The sequence below is a fragment of the Ammoniphilus soli genome, assembly GCF_040813775.1.
Genome location: NZ_JBEGDL010000001.1, coordinates 729,103 through 747,005 on the forward strand (window position 1 = coordinate 729,103; position 17,903 = coordinate 747,005).

The window sequence follows — 17,903 nt, forward strand, 5'->3', positions numbered from 1 at the left end:
AGCAATTTGAAACTGTCAATGATAAAAAAGGGAATGTTGGGTATTGTCCTTTTGGGATTGGCCTTATTCCCATTCGTTACGACAAACGATTACTACATCCATATGGGACAAATGATTGGAATCACCGTGATTGTGACCCAAGGGCTTAATTTATTAAGCGGATACGCAGGACAGATTTCTTTGGGACACGCTGGCTTTTATGCCGTAGGCGCCTATGCGGCTGCGATCGTTACAACGAACTTCGAGATGCCGTTTTTCATTGGTGTGTTGGCATCCATTATTTGTTCCGGCGTAGTCGGGCTGTTGCTTGGGCTGCCTGCGCTCCGCGTAAAAGGTCATTATCTGGCGATGGTGACCATTGGGGCTGGAATTATTATTGAGAAGCTCCTGCATGAGGGCGGTGAGTTTACCGGAGGATTTGCCGGGATTAGCGGTGTACCGGGTGTAGAACTATTTGGGCATGCCTTATCGGCGATGGAGATGTACTACCTGGTGACTTTTATCGCTGGATTGGTTACCGTCTTTCTTTGGAATTTAACCCGGACAAGACCCGGCCGTGCTTTTCTTGCCTTGCGTGATAGTGAAACCGCTGCGGAAGCCATGGGTGTCTCCCGTTTCCGGTATAAATTGATTGCTTTCGTCATAAGTGCCATGATTACCGGCATCGGGGGAAATTTATACGCCCATAGCAACAACTACGTCAGCCCGGATTCGTTCACTCCGCATCTATCCGTATTTTTGCTTGTCATGATTATTCTTGGGGGCATGGGGACCGTTATTGGGCCAATCATCGGGACGATTCTTTTATATATTCTTCCGGAAGTGTTAAAAGAATTTGATGAATATCGATTGATTATTTATGGTTTGATTTTGCTGGGGTTCATTATCGGATTGCCCGGTGGAATTGCCAGTTTGCTTCCGAAGGCTCTAAAGCCAAAGGAAAACCTGCTGAATGAAGAAAATTTAGTCAATCAGCCAATAGGAAACTATGAACCGTCTCAACAATTAAAAATGAAGTCCAATCAAAAGGACATTTTGCAAGTGGTTGAGTTGACCAAACGCTTTAGCGGTGTTGTTGCCAACAATCGCGTGAATATGTCTGTGAAAGCCGGAACCATCCATGCTCTAATCGGACCAAATGGATCAGGGAAAACCACCTGCCTTCACTCCATAAGCGGGCTTTATCAAATTGATGAAGGAGATGTCCTTTTCGAGGGAAAATCGATTAAGAATCTAAAAATGCATGAAAAGATCGGTGTCGGAATTGCTCGAACCTTTCAGCATGCACAGACTTTTAAAGAGTTGACGGTCATTGAGAACGTCATGGTCGGAGAGCATCGTCTCCGGAAAACGGGATTTATCAGCGGTTCTTTGTTGTTGCCCCAAGCGGTGGAGGAAGAAAGAGAAAGCCAGCGAGAGGCATTAAAGCTTCTTGAATGGTTTGGGATGAAGGATTTGGCTTTTGCCAAAGCGGGGGATCTTCCCTACGGGTATCAGAAGATTTTGGAAATAGTGAGAGCGATGGCCGCACAGCCTAAACTATTAATACTTGATGAGCCTGCAGCCGGGTTAACGAATACGGAAATCGAGCAATTGGAAAACATCCTGCTGAAATTGTGCCAAGCAGGACTCACCATTCTGTTGGTCGAGCATGACATGCGGCTGATCATGAAAGTTTCCGACTCGATTACGGTACTGGAGAACGGAAATGTCATTGCGGAAGGAACGCCAAAAGATATCCAAAACAACTTGCATGTCATCAAGGCTTACTTGGGGGAACAGAAAGTAGGGTAAAGATGAAGGGAAGCGAGACAGGGAGGAGAGAAATGGCCGATTTGAGTTTGACAGAAGAGCGAGAGAAAAGGATGAGGGGTGAGCAGCGAGTGAATAGACCTTGGTATGCATTCTATCCGGAGGGGATTCCGCATGAAATCGAGGTTCCCCCTCTTTCCTTATATGACCTGTTGAAACAATCTGAACAAGACTACCCCGAACAAATTGCCGTGATTGATGGAGAGCATCAGCTTACCTATTCAGAACTTAAACATCGAGTAGACCGGTTGGCCTCGTCCCTTTATAGCCTTGGATTGAATAAAGGGAATCGAATTGGTGTGATGCTGCCCAACTGCGTCGAGTATATCATTGCTTATTATGCCATCCAAAGATTGGGCGGGATCCTGGTTCAGGTCAACCCCATGTACCAGCAATCCGAATTGGCCTATATTCTTAACGATTCGGAGGCACAATGGATAATTTGCCAGGAGGAACAAAGAGAGAAAATTCGCCAGATCGGTTTGGAAGACCAAATAGGCCTTATTTTCACTGATGGGGAATCTGATTCGAAAGCCTATGACTTCTATGGCCTCATATCCAGTGGAGGGATAGACATTCCTCCGCTGGATATCAATCCGAAAGAGGATCTTGCCGTTTTGCAGTATACGGGCGGAACAACCGGTCGCTCGAAGGGAGTCATGTTAACCCATTTTAATTTAGTCAGTAACGTCATTCAGAGTTTTACGTTTGCTGGAGGAGCGTTTGAACGCCCGGGAGAGCGGTTATTAAGCCTATCACCCTATTACCACGTATATGGAATGACCAGTTCAATGAATATTACCATCTATGCGGCAGGAACTCTGATCTGTTCCAGGCGTTTTGAGGTCAATCAAACCCTGGAGTTGATTCGAATGCATCAACCAACTTATTTCCCCGGAGTTCCGACGATGTATATTGCCTTATTTCATCACCCGGACTCTGATAAGGCCGGAATGGATTGCATCAAAGTATGCAACAGCGGATCAGCTCCGATGCCCGTCGAAATCATGCATGAATTTGAACGAAAGACTGGAGCAAGGATTGTGGAAGGCTATGGCTTGTCCGAGACCTCGCCGGTCACACACCGAAATCCAATACGTGGACAAAGGAAGGCAGGGAGTATTGGTTTGCCTCTTCCTAATACCGACAGTAAGGTTGTCGATTTGGAAACCGGAACGGTGGAACTGCCACCAGGCGAAGCGGGGGAATTGATCGTGAAAGGACCTCAGGTGATGAAAGGATATTGGAAGAAGCCGGAGGAAACGGCACTGACGATCCGTGATGGATGGCTCTTTACAGGGGACATTGCCACGATGGATGAAGATGGCTATTTCTATATTGTCGGCCGGAAAAAAGAGATGATCATCGCAGGGGGGTACAATATCTACCCGATTGAAGTGGAGGATGTGCTTTATCAGCATCCTGCCGTTGCGGAGGCTTGCGTATTCGGCGTGCCGGATCCTTACCGAGGAGAAACGGTCAAAGCGGCAATTGTCCGCAGAAAGCACAGCACCGTAGCTGAAGAGGAATTGATTCAATGGTGCAGTGAACGTTTAGCTAGATACAAGGTTCCTAGACTAATAGAGTTTAGGGAAGAATTGCCTAAAACATCAGTTGGCAAGCTTTTGCGGCGCAGGTTGGTTGAGGAAGAGCTAGATCAGCTGAAAAAAGAGGTGTAGACGTGGACCTGCGGAGGCCAGGGAATTGCCTTGATCTTGGTGCGTTAAATAAAGGAGGAAGCATGATGGATATTAATCAAATCAAACAGATAACAGTCATCGGTTCTGGAGCCATGGGTTCGCAAATCGCTATGGTTTGCGCCTTAGCCGGATACCATGTGGCTTTGCAGGATATTAACGGAGAAAGCCTGGAAAAAGCAAAACAATCGTTGCAAGGCCATATGAAAAGAAGGGTGGAGAAAGGAAGGTTATCCCAAGATCAGGTTGATCAGGCTTTTGATCGGCTACGTTTTTTGACATCATTAGAAGAAGCGGTGAAGGAAACGGATTTCGTCATAGAAGCAATCGTAGAAAAGCTGGAAGCCAAACGTGCGTTATTTGCTGAGGTGGATAAACTCGCACCTGCCCATACCATCTTGGCAAGCAATAGTTCCACCATGGTAAGTTCGGCACTGGCAGATTCAACGAATCGTCCGGACAAAGTATGCAACATGCACTTCTTTAACCCGGCCTTAGTGATGGAGCTAGTGGAAGTGGTTAAAGGGACCCATACGTCGGAAGAGACAGCTGAAGTCACGTTCGAATTGACCAAGCGAATCAACAAGGTCCCCATTCTGCTTAGAAAAGAAATTTCTGGCTTTGTGGCTAATCGGATTCTTGGGAAGCTGATGGATGAAGCGATTTATTTGCTGGAAAATGGGATAGCTACCGCTGAAGAAATTGATCTGGCTTGCACCAAAGCCCTGAATCATCCGATCGGCCCATTTGCCCTGATCGATTTAACAGGCATTGATGTCCATTATTATGTAAGAATGCAGCGTTATGAGGAAACGGGGGAGGAGTCCGCGAAACCTTCAAAAACAGTGACCGAGATGTTCAATCGTGGAGAATTAGGCCGGAAAACAGGGAAAGGCTTTTACAGCTATTCTTAAAAAGATGTGCAATATCACATGGACTTGAAGGGAGGTTTTGAAATGACCATTATGTCACTGGATGAGGTAAGACAAGTGTTTGAGAAGAGCTCTTTTGTTTCCCATCTAGGGTTTCAAATTGTGCAGTTTGAAGAAGGGAAAGTTATTCTGGAACTTCCTGTCGATCAGCATGTCATGAATGTGAATGAAACCGTGCATGGGGGAGTCTATGCCTCCATGCTGGATAATATCCTGGGGATGACTTTCCGTTCCATTGTCAAATATCCGTTAACTACAATGAATTTAAATATTCATTATCTGGATTCAGTGACGGAAGGGAAGTTAGTGGCCACAGCGACAGTGCTGAAACAAGGATATAAGCTGCTGACGGGGGAAGGAGAAATCCGGGATGGCAATGGTAAACTAGTGGCCAAAGGGACCGGAACCTTTAAGGTGATGAGGAGATAAAAGGGGGAGCTTATGAGAGATCTAAACGTCGAGGTAGAAAGACTAAGAAAGTGTATCGGGATGAGGTCGGAACCTGTAGTGAATGTGGTGGAAAAGGGAGCCGTCCGAAAGTTTGCGGAAGCGATTGGAGATCATAACGCCATTTATTGGGATGAAGAGACGGGTAAAAGGAGTATGCATGACAATATGCTTGCTCCTCCCACTTTTCCCCGAACATTTGATTATGGGGAGATTGAGCTGTTTGAATTGCCAATAAGCGGTTTAATACACGGGGAACAGACATTTACTTATTTTCAGACAATTAAGGTTGGTGATCAGCTTGCTTGTTCTTTTGAAGTAAAAGATGTGTCGGACAAAATAGGAAGCACTGGCAGGCTTGTGTTTGTTGTGATGGAGCAAAAAGGGCAATCTCTGCAGGGCGAACCGGTCTTTAGTTCGACACAAACCTTGGTTATTACGGAAAAAGTACTGGAAGGAATGAGCAAAAGATGAAGATTGATGCGATAACGCTTCCACTTATCAGCCGGTTGCAATTGATCAAATACGCAGGCGCCTCCGGAGATTTCAATCCGATTCATACGATTGATGAAGAAGCACATAAAACCGGATTGCCAGGAGTCATTGCCCACGGCATGTTAACGATGGGAATGATGGCTCGGCTATTCTCCCCTTATATGGATCGTGGGATGATCCAAGATTATTCCACTCGGTTTTTAAATAAGGTTTTTGTGGATGATCAGATAACAGCCAGGGCTGAATGGGAAAGAAGTGAAGAGGGGGATAAAGGAACTGTTCATTATTATACCGTCCTTGCAGAAAACGGCCTAGGTCAGATGGTAGCGAAGGGGAAGCTTAGTTTCTTGATGTTCTCTTAAGAAGAAAGAGATGAAAAATGGAACACTGCTCCATCTTGTACGAAAGAAGCCTTGCTAAAAAGGGCTTCTTTCCTAATTTGATAGACTATTGTGAAAACGGATGTGGGAGGATGTCAACTTATACGGTTCATGAGATTAAGAATGAGCAATTATTTTATATCGCTTTGCGGTTCAATATTTTAATCACCGTCATGAATACAACCATGTTTAATGTAGCCCTTCCCGCGATCTCAGGTCAATGGCTCCTTTCACCTTCATCTACATCCTGGATTGTGACCGGTTATTCTGTCATGTTTGCGATCGGGACTGTAACCTACAGCCGGTTGACGGATCAATACCCAATTAAATATTTAATTACGATTGGTCTTTCGCTGCTGGGTATTGGTTCGGTCATGGGGATGCTAGCCCACAATTTATATCTTCTTCTTGCCGCTCGGTTGATTCAAGCTTCCGGTGCCTCGTGTGTTTCGGGTGTTGGGATGGTGATCACCAATCGTTATATCCCCGCCCATCGTCGTGGAGAGGCCATGGGGAAAGTGGCATCGTCATCCACACTGGCTTTTGGGCTCGGCCCATTGGTGGGAGGATTGGTAGTCCAATATTGGGGATGGAGTTATCTCTTTTTAATCACGTTGTTTGCCTTCTTTATGCTTCCGGTTTATTATAAGCAGCTTCCTTCAGAAAGCCGAAATAACCAAGCGATTGATTGGGTTGGGCTCATGCTTCTTAGTGCTGGCGTCATTTCGTTATTATTGGTGATTTCTACCAAAAATCTATACAGTGCTATCGGGATAATCTTCTTTTTTCTGCTGTGGGCACACATTCAGCGGATTGAAAAACCATTTATCCATCCGGATCTTCTAAGGAATAAACGATATGTATGTTCACTGTTCATTGGTTTTTTAGTTTTTTTTATCAATTTCTCCGTCATGTTTCTTGTGCCTTTATTGCTTGCATCCTTGTTTCATGCCCAATCCGCTTTAATTGGTCTGATCATTTTCCCGGGCGCTTTTGGATCTGCTGTCGCTTCCCTTTTTATAGGACGGTGGCTTGATCGAGTGGATTCAACAGAAGTAATAGGAATCGGGATCCTCATAATGTTTTTGAGCGTATCTTTGTTTTCTAGTTTTGGTTACCATTCCATGTGGTTGATACTCTTGTTCTATTTCTTATGCGGAATCGGCTTTGCTTGCATATCCGCTGGAGTCCCACATTTTTTATCTAAACTATTAAACAAAGATCAATTTGCAACCGCCATGGGTCTTCAACAACTCCTTCAGTTTTTTGGAGGGGCCTTTGGTGTAGCTTGCACGGGGATGATATTGGATGCAGGCCATTTCGGTGCAGTGAATGGCTTGTGGTATGGTTCCGGTATGAATTACAGTAATGCATTTTTGTCATTACAATTCATAAGTTTATTAGCTGGTTGCGTCCTTTGGGTTCAACGGCGGGCGGTGATGGAGAAAAATTTGAATCTGTAAGATGAAATTAGTTGGAATGATTTTTGCATAGATAAATATTCAGTTTATTAAAATGATATCCACAATAATGGAGGTTGTGAAGATGGAGTTTGAAAACATTGTAGTAGAAAAAGAAGGACGCATCGGAGTGATCAAAATCAATCGCCCGGAAGTACGAAATGCGCTGGACGCCAAAACTTTAAGGGAAATGGAACGGGCATTGGAAATCCATGAGCGCGATGAAGAAGTCGGGGTCATTGTTTTCACAGGAGAGGGAGAGAAGTCCTTTGCAGCGGGTGCCGATATTCGCCAGTTGCGGGAAAAAGAGGCGTTAGATGCTCTTGTCCCGGGTATGTCCGGGACTTATCGTTTGATTGAAAATTCCAGCAAAGCCACGATTGCCGCCATTAATGGCTTCGCACTTGGCGGAGGGTGTGAGCTTTCGTTGGCTTGTGATATCCGCATTGCAGCGGAGCATGCCAAGCTGGGGTTGCCTGAGCTAAACCTATCGATTATCCCTGGAGCCGGCGGTACCCAGCGGTTATCCCGAATCATAGGGAAAGGAAGAGCGTTGAGCATGATTTTGACGGGTGAAATGGTTTCCGCCCAGAAAGCCGAAGAAATTGGTCTGGTAACTAAAGCAGTTCCTATGGCTGAACTTTGGAACACAGTAAAGGAAACTGCTGAAAAAATAATAGCCAAGGGGCCATTAGCCGTTCGCTTAGCTAAACTCAGTGTGAACCGCGGATTGGATTTGGATATGGATACGGCGCTTATGGTGGAAAAGCTCGCCCAAGCGATTCTATTTCAATCTGAAGATAAAAACGAAGGAACAGGAGCTTTTCTTGAGAAAAGATCTCCGGAATTTAAAGGAAGGTAGCGAAGATGGGTCGTACGGATTATGATTCGAAAATGAATTGTTGATACAAATTTAAATTACTATTAATAAGATTAGTTAAAATAATAAATCAAAATTGTATCTATAAAGGAGTTGTTAATATGCATTTACGCTTGACAGATGAACAAAAAATGGTACGGCAAACCATCCGAAAATTTGTCGAGAATGAACTTATTCCTCTTGAAAATGAAGTCTTAAAAAATGAGAGGGAAGGCAGACCGGGAATTTCGTCAGAAAAATTAAAAGAGCTGCAATTGAAGGCGAAAGAATTTGGATTCTGGGGAATTAATACTCCTGAAGAGTATGGCGGAGCTGACCTTGGCCAGATGATGATGGCTATCGTAACGATGGAAGTATCCAAAACCTTTGTGCCCTTTAAGTTTGGGGGTTCAGCGGATAATATTCTCTACTACGGTAATGAAGAACAAAAGAAAAAATATTTAATTCCCACCATCAATGGTGAAAAGAAGTCCTGTTTTGCTATGACGGAACCAGGTGCAGGTTCAGATACAAGAAATATCAAAATGACAGCCGTAAGGGACGGAAATGAATGGGTGTTAAATGGCGAGAAAACGTTCATTACCGGAGGAAATGAAGCCGATTTCGTTATGGTTATCGCTATCACGGATAAAGAGTTGCATCAGGCAACAGGCAGAGACGGTGTTACGTGTTTTATTGTCGACCGAGACATGGGATGGAAGTCAGAGTACATTCACACAATGGGAGAGTGGGGACCAGCTGGTTTAGTCTTTGATAATGTCCGTGTGCCTGAAGAAAATATTCTGGGCGAAATCAACGGCGGATATAAGCTTGGTCTGGAATGGATCGGCTTTGCTAGATGGATTGTTGGGGCTCGAGCCGTTGGAATGGGAGAGCGTTTGCTGCAGATGGCGATTGACTACTCAAAAGAGCGTCAAACCTTTGGCAGGCCGATTGCAGACAGGCAGGCCATCCAATGGAAAATCGCGGATTCAGCCGTTGAAATCGAAGCAGCGAAATGGCTTGTCCTGAATGCGGCCTATACGCTTGATCAGGGCGAGGACAACCGCCACCTGGCTTCAATGGCTAAATTGTACGGAGCCAATATGGGAAACCGGGTCGTAGACCGAATCCTGCAAATACATGGAGGCATGGGGTATACTCGGGAATTGCCAATTGAAAGATGGTACCGTGAAGCGAGATTGTGGAGAATCTATGATGGAACAGATGAAATTCAGCGTATGATCATTTCCAGAGATTTGTTAAAAGGTCATGTCAAAGTGGGACAATTTATTTAAATTGATAGATTAATAGTAGAAATAATTATAGATGAGAGGTAATTTTGAAAGCGGTGAGGGGTAATCTTTTGCTCCTCACTCACATTGCAAAAAAGCAATACTTCGTTGAAAGGGGGGGGGAATCATGAAAAGCATTCCTGAAATTGATGTGTATGTAAGGTTCTGTGAGACGGATGCAGCAGGCCATGTGAGTAACACAAGTTACTTTTTATATTTGGAAGAGGCACGCACAAAGTTTTTTGAAGCCATCGGTTTCGGAAGGGACAACAGAAAAAGGTTAAACTTGAATTTTATTATTGCCTCGACACAGTGCAATTTTTTAGCCCAAGCCTATGCCTACCAAACGCTAACTCTGACCACAACAGTTTCCAGAATAGGGACAAAAAGCTTTACTATGGAGCACATAATCAAAACAGCTGATTCGAACTTGATTGTAGCAACCGGAAGTGCTGTAGTGGTTTGTTTTAATTTTCATAAACAACAGTCCGAGTTGATTCCTTCTGAGTTGCGCTCGGTTCTTGAACAATGTTTAATGCCAGCTTGATAAAGCAGGGAAAAGTGAAAAAGCATTAGTCAGTTCTAATACAACAATGAATTGACTGAAACAAAAATGACTTACTGTCAACCGATTGAATCCCTGTTTATCCGAATATTGATTCATTTATGAATTATTATTGAAGCAAACTTAGCAATGGTTTACCTAAACCGGTTGGCAAGCTTATTGCAAATGTAAATCTATGAATAGCCTAGTAGGAGGTGAACATGGACAATCATTTAACTGAAAAATTGTAGCAGTTTTGTACCTTGTTAGAAGGAACCAATGAAATCCAAAAGGTGATCATCTCTCAAAGAGTATTAGAAGAATGTCAGGAGGGCGGAAATGAATATCCAACAATTATTCGACTTAACGGGCAAGGTGGCCTTAGTAACCGGCGGGGGCCGGGGATTGGGACAGCAAATGGCTGAAGGACTGGCCGAGGCGGGTGCAGATGTCATTGTCTGCTCCAGAAAGCTGGAAAATTGTGAGGAGGTGGCCCAATCGGTCAGCAAATTAGGAGTGAGTACCCAAGCTTTTGCATGCGATGTGACCAATCCGGAGGATATAGAGCGTGTTGTCCGTGAGGCGATTCGGCATTTCGGAAAAATTGATATCCTCGTCAATAACAGTGGGGCCACATGGGGAGCATCAGTTGAGGAGATGCCTTTGGAAGCTTGGAAAAAGGTCATGGATGTCAATGTGACCGGTACGTTCTTGATGTCTCAGCAGGTTGGAAAACACATGAAGGACCGGAAATACGGAAAAATCATCAATATTGCTTCGGCAGCCGGATTGCGGGCCGAACCTCCTGAGGTATTAAATGCCATTGGATACAGTACCAGTAAAGCGGCGGTCATTCATTTTACCAAGGATCTTGCCCGCAAGTGGGCTGAATACGGCATCTATGTTAATGGCATAGCCCCAGGATTTTTTCCTACCAAAATGACAATGTCCGTACTGGAAAGAAAAGGCGATGCGGTGTACAAGCATATACCTCTGAAACGAATTGGCGATGAAAATATGCTCAAAGGCGCAGCCTTGTTTCTAAGCTCTTCGGCCAGTGATTTCGTCACCGGACATATTCTTAGCGTCGATGGCGGAAGTACTCTTTAAAAAGGATAGACCAAAATTGTAATCGTTATCAACGGTGACATAAGGAATAGGGGGGCAAACGAATGATCAAAAAATTAGCGTTAAGTTTCGTTGTATCTGCTTTGGCACTCAGTACTCTGGCTGCTTGCGGCGGCGGGGGGTCTCCTGCCGCCAATGAATCAGTGAAACAAACCACATCTTCCGGTGAATCGACAATTAAGGTGGGAATCATCGGAGCCCGGACAGGCCCTTCAGCTACACTTGGCCAGTATTTGGACGGTGCCATAGCTGCCTTTAATCACGCCAATGAGAACGGCGGAGTCAATGGCAAGAAGTTTGAAGTGATCATTCGTGATGATGAAGCGAACCCGACCAAATCTAAAGAATTGGTCAAGGATTTACTGCATAAGGAAAAGGTTTCCTTGATCATTGGACCGACGAATACCTCGAATGCGCTGGCGATCCTTCCGGAGGTTTTTGAGGCGAAAGTACCGCTTATTGATCCAGTTGCAACCGGTACTAAAATTGGCGATGAAGCGAAGAAGCTAGCGAAAGATGGAAAAAACTACTTCTTCCGGACAACCACCCCGGATTATGCCCAGGCGGATGCCATTGCCAACTATGTCAAGAAAAAAGGCTATAAGAGCCCAGCGATTCTTCATGACGAAACCGCCTATGGAAAGGGAGGATTGAAAGAATTACAAATCGCGCTTGAAAAAATCGGAGTTAATCCTGTTAAGGAAATCGGGTTCCCGGTGAGCAGCCCCGATTTGACTCCTCAGGTGCTAGAAGCGAAAGAAGCGGGAGCGGATGCGATTCTTGTCTGGGCTCTTGGCCACGACCAGGCGCAAATTGCCAAGGCTAAGCATAAATTGGGCGCCAACATCCCAATGATCGGATCCACTTCTATGCAGCAGACCAATTTCCGCGAATTGGCGGGCGAAGCGGCTAACGGAAATATGTCCATCTGGCCGTCCGACCATGTTCGTGAGAAAAAGCAAGGGGATCGTCCGCAACGAATTAAAGATGCCTACGAAGTTTACAAGAAATACTTCCCGAAAGGGTACTCCATTGATAACGGCGGTTCATTGATGTTCGCATATGATGCGGCGATGATCGCGATTAATGCGGCTGCCGAGGCGGGCAATGATCCAGTTGCGATCCGTGACGCTATCGAACGTTTGGAGCACAAGAATACGTCCTCCAAGGATTTGGTGAAATATAGCCCGGACAACCATGAAGTCTGGGAAGGAAAAGACATCGGCATGATTATTATCGAAAACAACAAGTTGTTTGAAATGACAGAATAGGTGTTATTGGAGAAAAACGAATAAAGGAGCGAGTTGTATTGGATAGGCCTTGGTATCAATTTTATCCAGAAGGCGTTCCGCATGAAATTGATCTGCCATCAATGTCCCTATATCAATTACTGGAGAATACAGTGAAGGATTTTCCAGAATATAAGGCAATCATTGACGGCGATAAGGAATTAACCTACCGACAATTGAAGGATGCGGCTGACCGCTTTGCATTGGCGCTCTATCAGCTCGGCTTTCGGAAGGGTGATCAAATTGCGGTCATGCTGCCCAACTGCATGGAATATATCATTTCTTATTTTGGCATCCAACGGCTAGGCGGTTTAGTAGTCCAGGTGAATCCGATGTACAAGCAATCCGAGTTGGAATACATACTGCAGGATTCAGAGGCCAAGTGGTTTATCGGACACGCTGAGCAAAAAGAAAAACTGGAGCAAATTGGGCTTGATACCCAACTCGTCCTGATCTGGGTAAATACCTTGGGAGACCAGCATGAGTATGATTTTTACCGCTTGATTTCAGATGCTCAAGGTGAACTGCCTGTGTTGGACATCGATCCGCTGGAGGACCTGGCGGTCCTGCAATATACGGGTGGCACGACTGGACGCTCGAAAGGGGTCATGCTCACGCACTCGAATCTGGTCAGCAATGTGGTTCAGAGCTTTACCTTTTCCGGAGGGGTCTTTGAACGTCCGGGGGAAAGACTGCTCAGCATTTCACCCTTCTTTCATGTGTACGGAATGACTAGTGCAATGAATATAGGGATTTATGCAGCGGCAACGATTATTTGTTCCGTGCGCTTTAAGATCAATCATACTTTGGAGCTGATTCGTAAGCACCAGCCGACCTTTTTCCCGGGAGTGCCGACGATGTATATCGCTTTGCTGCACCATCCCGACTCCAGTTCGAGCGGGTTGGATTGCATCAAGGTGTGCAACAGCGGCTCCGCGCCCATGCCAATGGAGGTCATGCATGAGTATGAACGGAAAACGGGGACAAGGATCATGGAAGGATACGGCTTATCCGAGACATCGCCTGTTACCCACCGCAATCCGATCAGGGGACAGCGAAAGCCCGGCAGCATCGGCCTGCCGATCCCCAATACGGATTGCAAAATTGTTGATTTGGAGACCGGTTCGATCGAGCTTCCGCCCGGTGAACCAGGTGAATTGATAATTAAAGGTCCGCAGGTCATGAAAGGCTACTGGAAGAGGCCGGAGGAAACAGCATTGAACTTGCGCGGTGGCTGGCTGTATACGGGAGATATCGCCACGATGGATGAAGAAGGATACTTCTATATCGTCGGGCGGAAAAAAGAAATGATCATAGCAGGCGGATACAATATCTATCCGATCGAAGTGGAGGATGTGATCTATCAGCATCCGGCAGTAGAAGAGGCTTGCGTGTTCGGCGTTCCGGATCCGTACCGAGGAGAGACGGTGAAGGTGGCGATTGTTCGCAGAAAAGGTATGCAAGTATGCGAACAGGACATCATCGATTGGTGCAAAGAGAGAATCGCCAAATACAAGGTTCCAAGAATCGTAGAATTCAAGGATGAACTGCCGAAAACAAACGTCGGAAAAATTTTGAGGCGCAGTCTGGTAGAAGAAGAATTGGAAAAATCGAAAGTAGTAGGAGAAGCGCCAAGAGGGACAACAATCGCTTCTGAAAGAAAGTGAAGTCGAAGTAATACAGAAGGAAACAGATGAAGGAGGAGTATAACATGGGTGCAGCTGTAATCGTATCGGCGGTCAGAACGCCGATCGCCAAGATGCGAGGGGCTCTAAAGGATATCCATCCGTCCATCTATGGCGGGTTGGTAATTAAAGAAGCACTAGAACGGGCACAGATAGCAGGGGAAGAAGTCGATGACGTCATTTTTGGCAACTGTTTAGGCGGCGGGGGCAACATTGCCCGCTTATCTCTACTGCAGGCAGGATTGCCGTTATCAACGCCTGGAATCACGATTGACCGTCAGTGCGGATCCGGGATTAATAGCGTGGGGTTGGCTGCACAAGCGATCAAGGCAGGAAGCGGAAGGATTTTCGTAGCCGGGGGAACGGAGAGCATGACGAGATCTCCTTATCTGTTAGAACCGCCGGGTCAAGCCTTTGACCGCATGCCTCCCAAATTTGTACGCAGGCAATTGTCTCCGGACCATATTGGTGATCCTCCAATGGGAATTACCGCTGAAAATTTGGCAGAACAATATGGAATCACCCGAGAGGAACAGGACGCATTCGCGCTGAGAAGCCAACAGAAGATGCACCACGCAATGCAGCAGGGATTATTCAATGAGCAGATCGTACCCGTACCGATGAAGGACAAAAAGGGCAATACGACCTTTTTCAGCACAGATGAGCATCCGCGCCCGGAAACTACACCGGAAGGATTGGCTAAACTTGCACCAGCCTTTAGGCAGGGAGGATCCGTCACTGCCGGCAACTCCTCGGGCGTGAATGACGGCGCCTCCGCCCTTGTGTTGATGTCCGAACAGGAAGCGGAACGCAGAGGACTTGAACCATTGGCAAGAGTAGCGCACTGGGCGGTTGCCGGAGTGGATCCAAACATTATGGGTATCGGACCTGTTCCAGCTACCCGTAAGGTGTTGGCCGCTGCCGGGCTAACGATGGATGATATTGATTTGATAGAACTCAACGAAGCGTTTGCCAGTCAAGTGCTAGCCTGCGATCGTGAACTTCACTTGGACCTGGAAAAAGTGAATGTCAATGGAGGCGCAATCGCCCACGGCCATCCAATAGCGGCAACGGGAGGCATGCTGGTGATGAAATTGGCTTATGAAATGAAACGCAGAGATATCAAGCGCGGTCTGGTCACGGCATGCATCGGCGGTGGACAAGGCATTGCACTTATTCTAGAAAGATAAGGAGGGAGTTCCATGTCAAGATTTGCCAAGCGGGTTGCGGTCGTCACTGGTGCCAGCCGGGGAATTGGCAAGGCCACGGTAAGGAGATTGGCAGAAGAGGGAGCAAGCGTATGCATGATCGATATTGACGAACAGGGATTAAGTGAATCTTTTCATGAACTGTCGAAAGAGGCTTACTGCTTGATTACTTTGAAAGCGGATGTTACTAATCGGAGTGATGTGGAAGGGGCCATGGAAGAAGTGATCAGCCGGTATGGCCGTATCGATATCCTTGTCAATAATGCCGGTGTCATTCGGGATAACTTGTTGTTTAAGATGACCGACGCTGATTGGGATACGGTGATGGATGTCCACTTGAAAGGGGCCTTCTACTGCAGCAAGGCCGTTCAAAAGTATATGGTCCAGCAAAAATACGGAAGGATTATTAATATTTCCTCTACTTCGGCACTCGGGAATCGCGGACAGGCCAATTATGCCACGGCAAAAGCGGGACTGCAAGGCTTTACCAAAACGCTTGCCATTGAGCTTGGAAAATACGGAATTACAGTAAACGCGGTAGCGCCGGGTTTTATTGAAACCGAAATGACGCGTGCAACGGCATCGCGGATGGGGATCGACTTTGATGATATGGTCAAGAGCCGGATCACAAACATCCCGGTAGGACGCAGCGGTAAGCCGGAGGATATTGCCAACGCGATTGCCTTTTTCGCCCAGGAGGAATCCTCGTTTGTGAGCGGACAGGTGATCTACGTAGCGGGAGGACCGAAGGCGTAACGAATACATTATCCATAGACCTGCGCCGTGGGGGCAACTGAATAGACGGAGATTATCCGGTTAAACCTGTATTTTCTGAGATTTAGGCGTCTATAACCGGATTTATTCCGTCTATTTGGATTATTGAGCCCCTTTTTTTGCTGTTTTGAGCAAAATAGTCGGAGTTTCTCCGGTTAACTACTAATTAATTGACAGTCTCGATTTTCCCGTTAAATCGTCTTGATGGACCAACTTTTGAGACAACCTAGCAGTTTATAAAATATTAGTTGGTTTTACAACAAAATTAAAGGAGGATTTATAATGGGTCAATTTGATTTTGTACTGAAGGATATGTATAACAAAGCTCTCCCCTTTTTCGGAAGCAAGATCGCTGTCAAATGCGATGGAAAAGAAATGAGCTATGACCAGTTGAACCTCCAGGCGAACAGACTAGCGCACGGCTTGATTCGCAGCGGAATCGGTCTGGAAGATCCCGTAGCGATGCTTATGTCCAACTGCATCGAATTTCCAGTGACAGATATCGCCATCTTGAAGGCAGGGGCTACCAAAGTACCACTGAATGATATGTTAGGGGAAAAAGAAATTTTGTATATCCTGCAAAACTCGGAATCCAAGGCAGCTGTTGTCGATTCTTGTTTTTACCCTATCATAGCTAAGATCCGCGAGCAGCTTCCCCACTTAAAAACAGTGATTGCTTTGTCCAATTCGGCACCCCCGGGCTTTATTCCATGGGATCAGTTTTTGCAGGGCATGCCAGATAAGGATCCGATGGTGAACGTAAAACCCCATCACCGGGCACTCATTGGCTATACGGGGGGGACGACCGGGTCGCCAAAGGGAATTGTGCAAACGCAGCAAAACCAAGTGATGAATCTTATCTGCCATATCATTGAATTGGGCATCAACGATCAGGATATTATTCTGGCAATGACACCGCTTCCTCATAGTGCCGGGCGGTATATAATGACCGGATTGGTTAAAGGGGCTACCCATATTGTTGGTGCCAAATTCGATCCTGTACAGACCCTCCGACTCATTGAACAGGAGCGGGTCACCTTTACCTTTATGGTTCCTACGATGATCTATCGCGTGCTGGATGTACTGAAGCAAACTTCATTTGATATTTCCTCCATCCGGACTATCATGTATGGAGCTGCCCCGATTACGGAGGAAAGGCTAAAGCAAGGGTTGAAAATGTTCGGACAAGTTTTCTATCAATTTTTCGGACTGACCGAGGCTCCGAATTTTGTCACACGCTTGACGAAAGCTGACCACAGCCTGGAGCCGGATAAAATCCACCGCTTGCGCAGCTGCGGAACCCCGCCATTAATGTCCCAAGTCAAAATCATTAACGACAAGGGAGAAGAAGTTCCTCGCGGGGAACAAGGAGAAATTTGCGTGAAGGCGCCATTTGTGATGGAAGGGTATCACAAGCTTCCGGATAAAACGGCGGAAACGATAATGGATGGTTGGCTGCACACTGGAGATGTAGGCAAGATGGATGAAGATGGGTATGTTTATTTATTGGACCGCAAAAAGGATATGATTATTTCTGGTGGAATGAACGTTTATAGTACTGAAGTGGAAAATGCGATCCAGCAGGTTCCGGGTGTCCGCCAAGTAGCAGTGATTGGTATCCCGCATATCGATTGGGGCGAAAAGGTGATGGCCGTAATTATTCCTGACCCTGACAATCCTCCTTCGGAGGAAGGGATTTTGCAATTCTGTAAAGAAAATCTGGCTAAATATAAGCAGCCGAAGGAAATTAAATTCCTCTCCGAACTCCCGCTAACCGCTTACGGTAAGATTGATAAAAAAGCGCTTCGTCAGCCTTACTGGCAGGATGCCGCACGGTCGATACATTAATGATTTTAGATTAAGTGTATTAAAAACGAGGAATTGAGGAGGCAGATTGG

The 17,903-nt window shown here is 46.0% G+C and carries 16 protein-coding genes; all 16 read left to right on the forward strand.

From position 1 onward, the window contains the following. Window positions 1-6: 6 nt before the first annotated feature. Complete coding sequence (locus ABLT31_RS04055) at window positions 7-1,794, forward strand: branched-chain amino acid ABC transporter ATP-binding protein/permease (protein ID WP_367749194.1); 1,788 nt, start codon at window positions 7-9, stop codon at window positions 1,792-1,794. 32 nt (window positions 1,795-1,826) lie between these two features. Next, window positions 1,827-3,491, forward strand: coding sequence for a long-chain-fatty-acid--CoA ligase (locus tag ABLT31_RS04060; protein WP_367749197.1), 1,665 nt, complete (start codon window positions 1,827-1,829; stop codon window positions 3,489-3,491). Window positions 3,492-3,556: 65 nt separating this feature from the next. Beyond that, window positions 3,557-4,423, forward strand: coding sequence for a 3-hydroxyacyl-CoA dehydrogenase family protein (locus ABLT31_RS04065; protein WP_367749198.1), 867 nt, complete (start codon window positions 3,557-3,559; stop codon window positions 4,421-4,423). 42 nt (window positions 4,424-4,465) lie between these two features. Beyond that, window positions 4,466-4,870, forward strand: a complete 405-nt coding sequence (locus ABLT31_RS04070) for a PaaI family thioesterase (protein WP_367749200.1) — start codon at window positions 4,466-4,468, stop codon at window positions 4,868-4,870. A gap of 12 nt (window positions 4,871-4,882) precedes the next feature. After that, window positions 4,883-5,362 (forward strand): MaoC family dehydratase N-terminal domain-containing protein, encoded by a 480-nt coding sequence (locus ABLT31_RS04075; RefSeq protein ID WP_367749203.1) that lies wholly within the window; start codon window positions 4,883-4,885, stop codon window positions 5,360-5,362. Beyond that, the gene (locus ABLT31_RS04080; protein ID WP_367749206.1) at window positions 5,359-5,745 is read left to right on the forward strand and encodes a MaoC/PaaZ C-terminal domain-containing protein; all 387 of its coding nucleotides are present in this window, start codon (window positions 5,359-5,361) and stop codon (window positions 5,743-5,745) included. The genes ABLT31_RS04075 and ABLT31_RS04080 overlap by 4 nt, the downstream gene beginning before the upstream one ends. Before the next feature lie 110 nt (window positions 5,746-5,855). Next, on the forward strand, window positions 5,856-7,226 hold the full coding sequence (locus tag ABLT31_RS04085; protein WP_367749209.1) for an MFS transporter: 1,371 nt from the start codon (window positions 5,856-5,858) through the stop codon (window positions 7,224-7,226). A gap of 82 nt (window positions 7,227-7,308) precedes the next feature. Then, window positions 7,309-8,085 (forward strand): enoyl-CoA hydratase/isomerase family protein, encoded by a 777-nt coding sequence (locus ABLT31_RS04090; RefSeq protein ID WP_367749211.1) that lies wholly within the window; start codon window positions 7,309-7,311, stop codon window positions 8,083-8,085. 119 nt (window positions 8,086-8,204) lie between these two features. After that, window positions 8,205-9,380 (forward strand): acyl-CoA dehydrogenase family protein, encoded by a 1,176-nt coding sequence (locus ABLT31_RS04095; protein WP_367749213.1) that lies wholly within the window; start codon window positions 8,205-8,207, stop codon window positions 9,378-9,380. A gap of 124 nt (window positions 9,381-9,504) precedes the next feature. Next, a complete protein-coding gene (locus tag ABLT31_RS04100) occupies window positions 9,505-9,924 on the forward strand; it encodes an acyl-CoA thioesterase (RefSeq protein ID WP_367749215.1) in 420 nt (139 codons plus the stop codon). Between the two features lie 336 nt (window positions 9,925-10,260). Then, window positions 10,261-11,031, forward strand: a complete 771-nt coding sequence (locus ABLT31_RS04105; RefSeq protein ID WP_367749217.1) for an SDR family oxidoreductase — start codon at window positions 10,261-10,263, stop codon at window positions 11,029-11,031. Between the two features lie 62 nt (window positions 11,032-11,093). After that, a complete protein-coding gene (locus tag ABLT31_RS04110) occupies window positions 11,094-12,320 on the forward strand; it encodes an ABC transporter substrate-binding protein (protein WP_367749218.1) in 1,227 nt (408 codons plus the stop codon). A 38-nt stretch (window positions 12,321-12,358) separates the two neighbouring features. Next, complete coding sequence (locus ABLT31_RS04115; protein WP_367749219.1) at window positions 12,359-14,005, forward strand: long-chain-fatty-acid--CoA ligase; 1,647 nt, start codon at window positions 12,359-12,361, stop codon at window positions 14,003-14,005. 44 nt (window positions 14,006-14,049) lie between these two features. After that, a complete protein-coding gene (locus ABLT31_RS04120; RefSeq protein WP_367749220.1) occupies window positions 14,050-15,213 on the forward strand; it encodes a thiolase family protein in 1,164 nt (387 codons plus the stop codon). Window positions 15,214-15,225: 12 nt separating this feature from the next. Further along, complete coding sequence (gene fabG, locus ABLT31_RS04125) at window positions 15,226-15,987, forward strand: 3-oxoacyl-ACP reductase FabG (RefSeq protein ID WP_367749221.1); 762 nt, start codon at window positions 15,226-15,228, stop codon at window positions 15,985-15,987. Window positions 15,988-16,287: 300 nt separating this feature from the next. Next, window positions 16,288-17,853 (forward strand): class I adenylate-forming enzyme family protein, encoded by a 1,566-nt coding sequence (locus tag ABLT31_RS04130; protein ID WP_367749222.1) that lies wholly within the window; start codon window positions 16,288-16,290, stop codon window positions 17,851-17,853. Window positions 17,854-17,903: the final 50 nt, after the last annotated feature.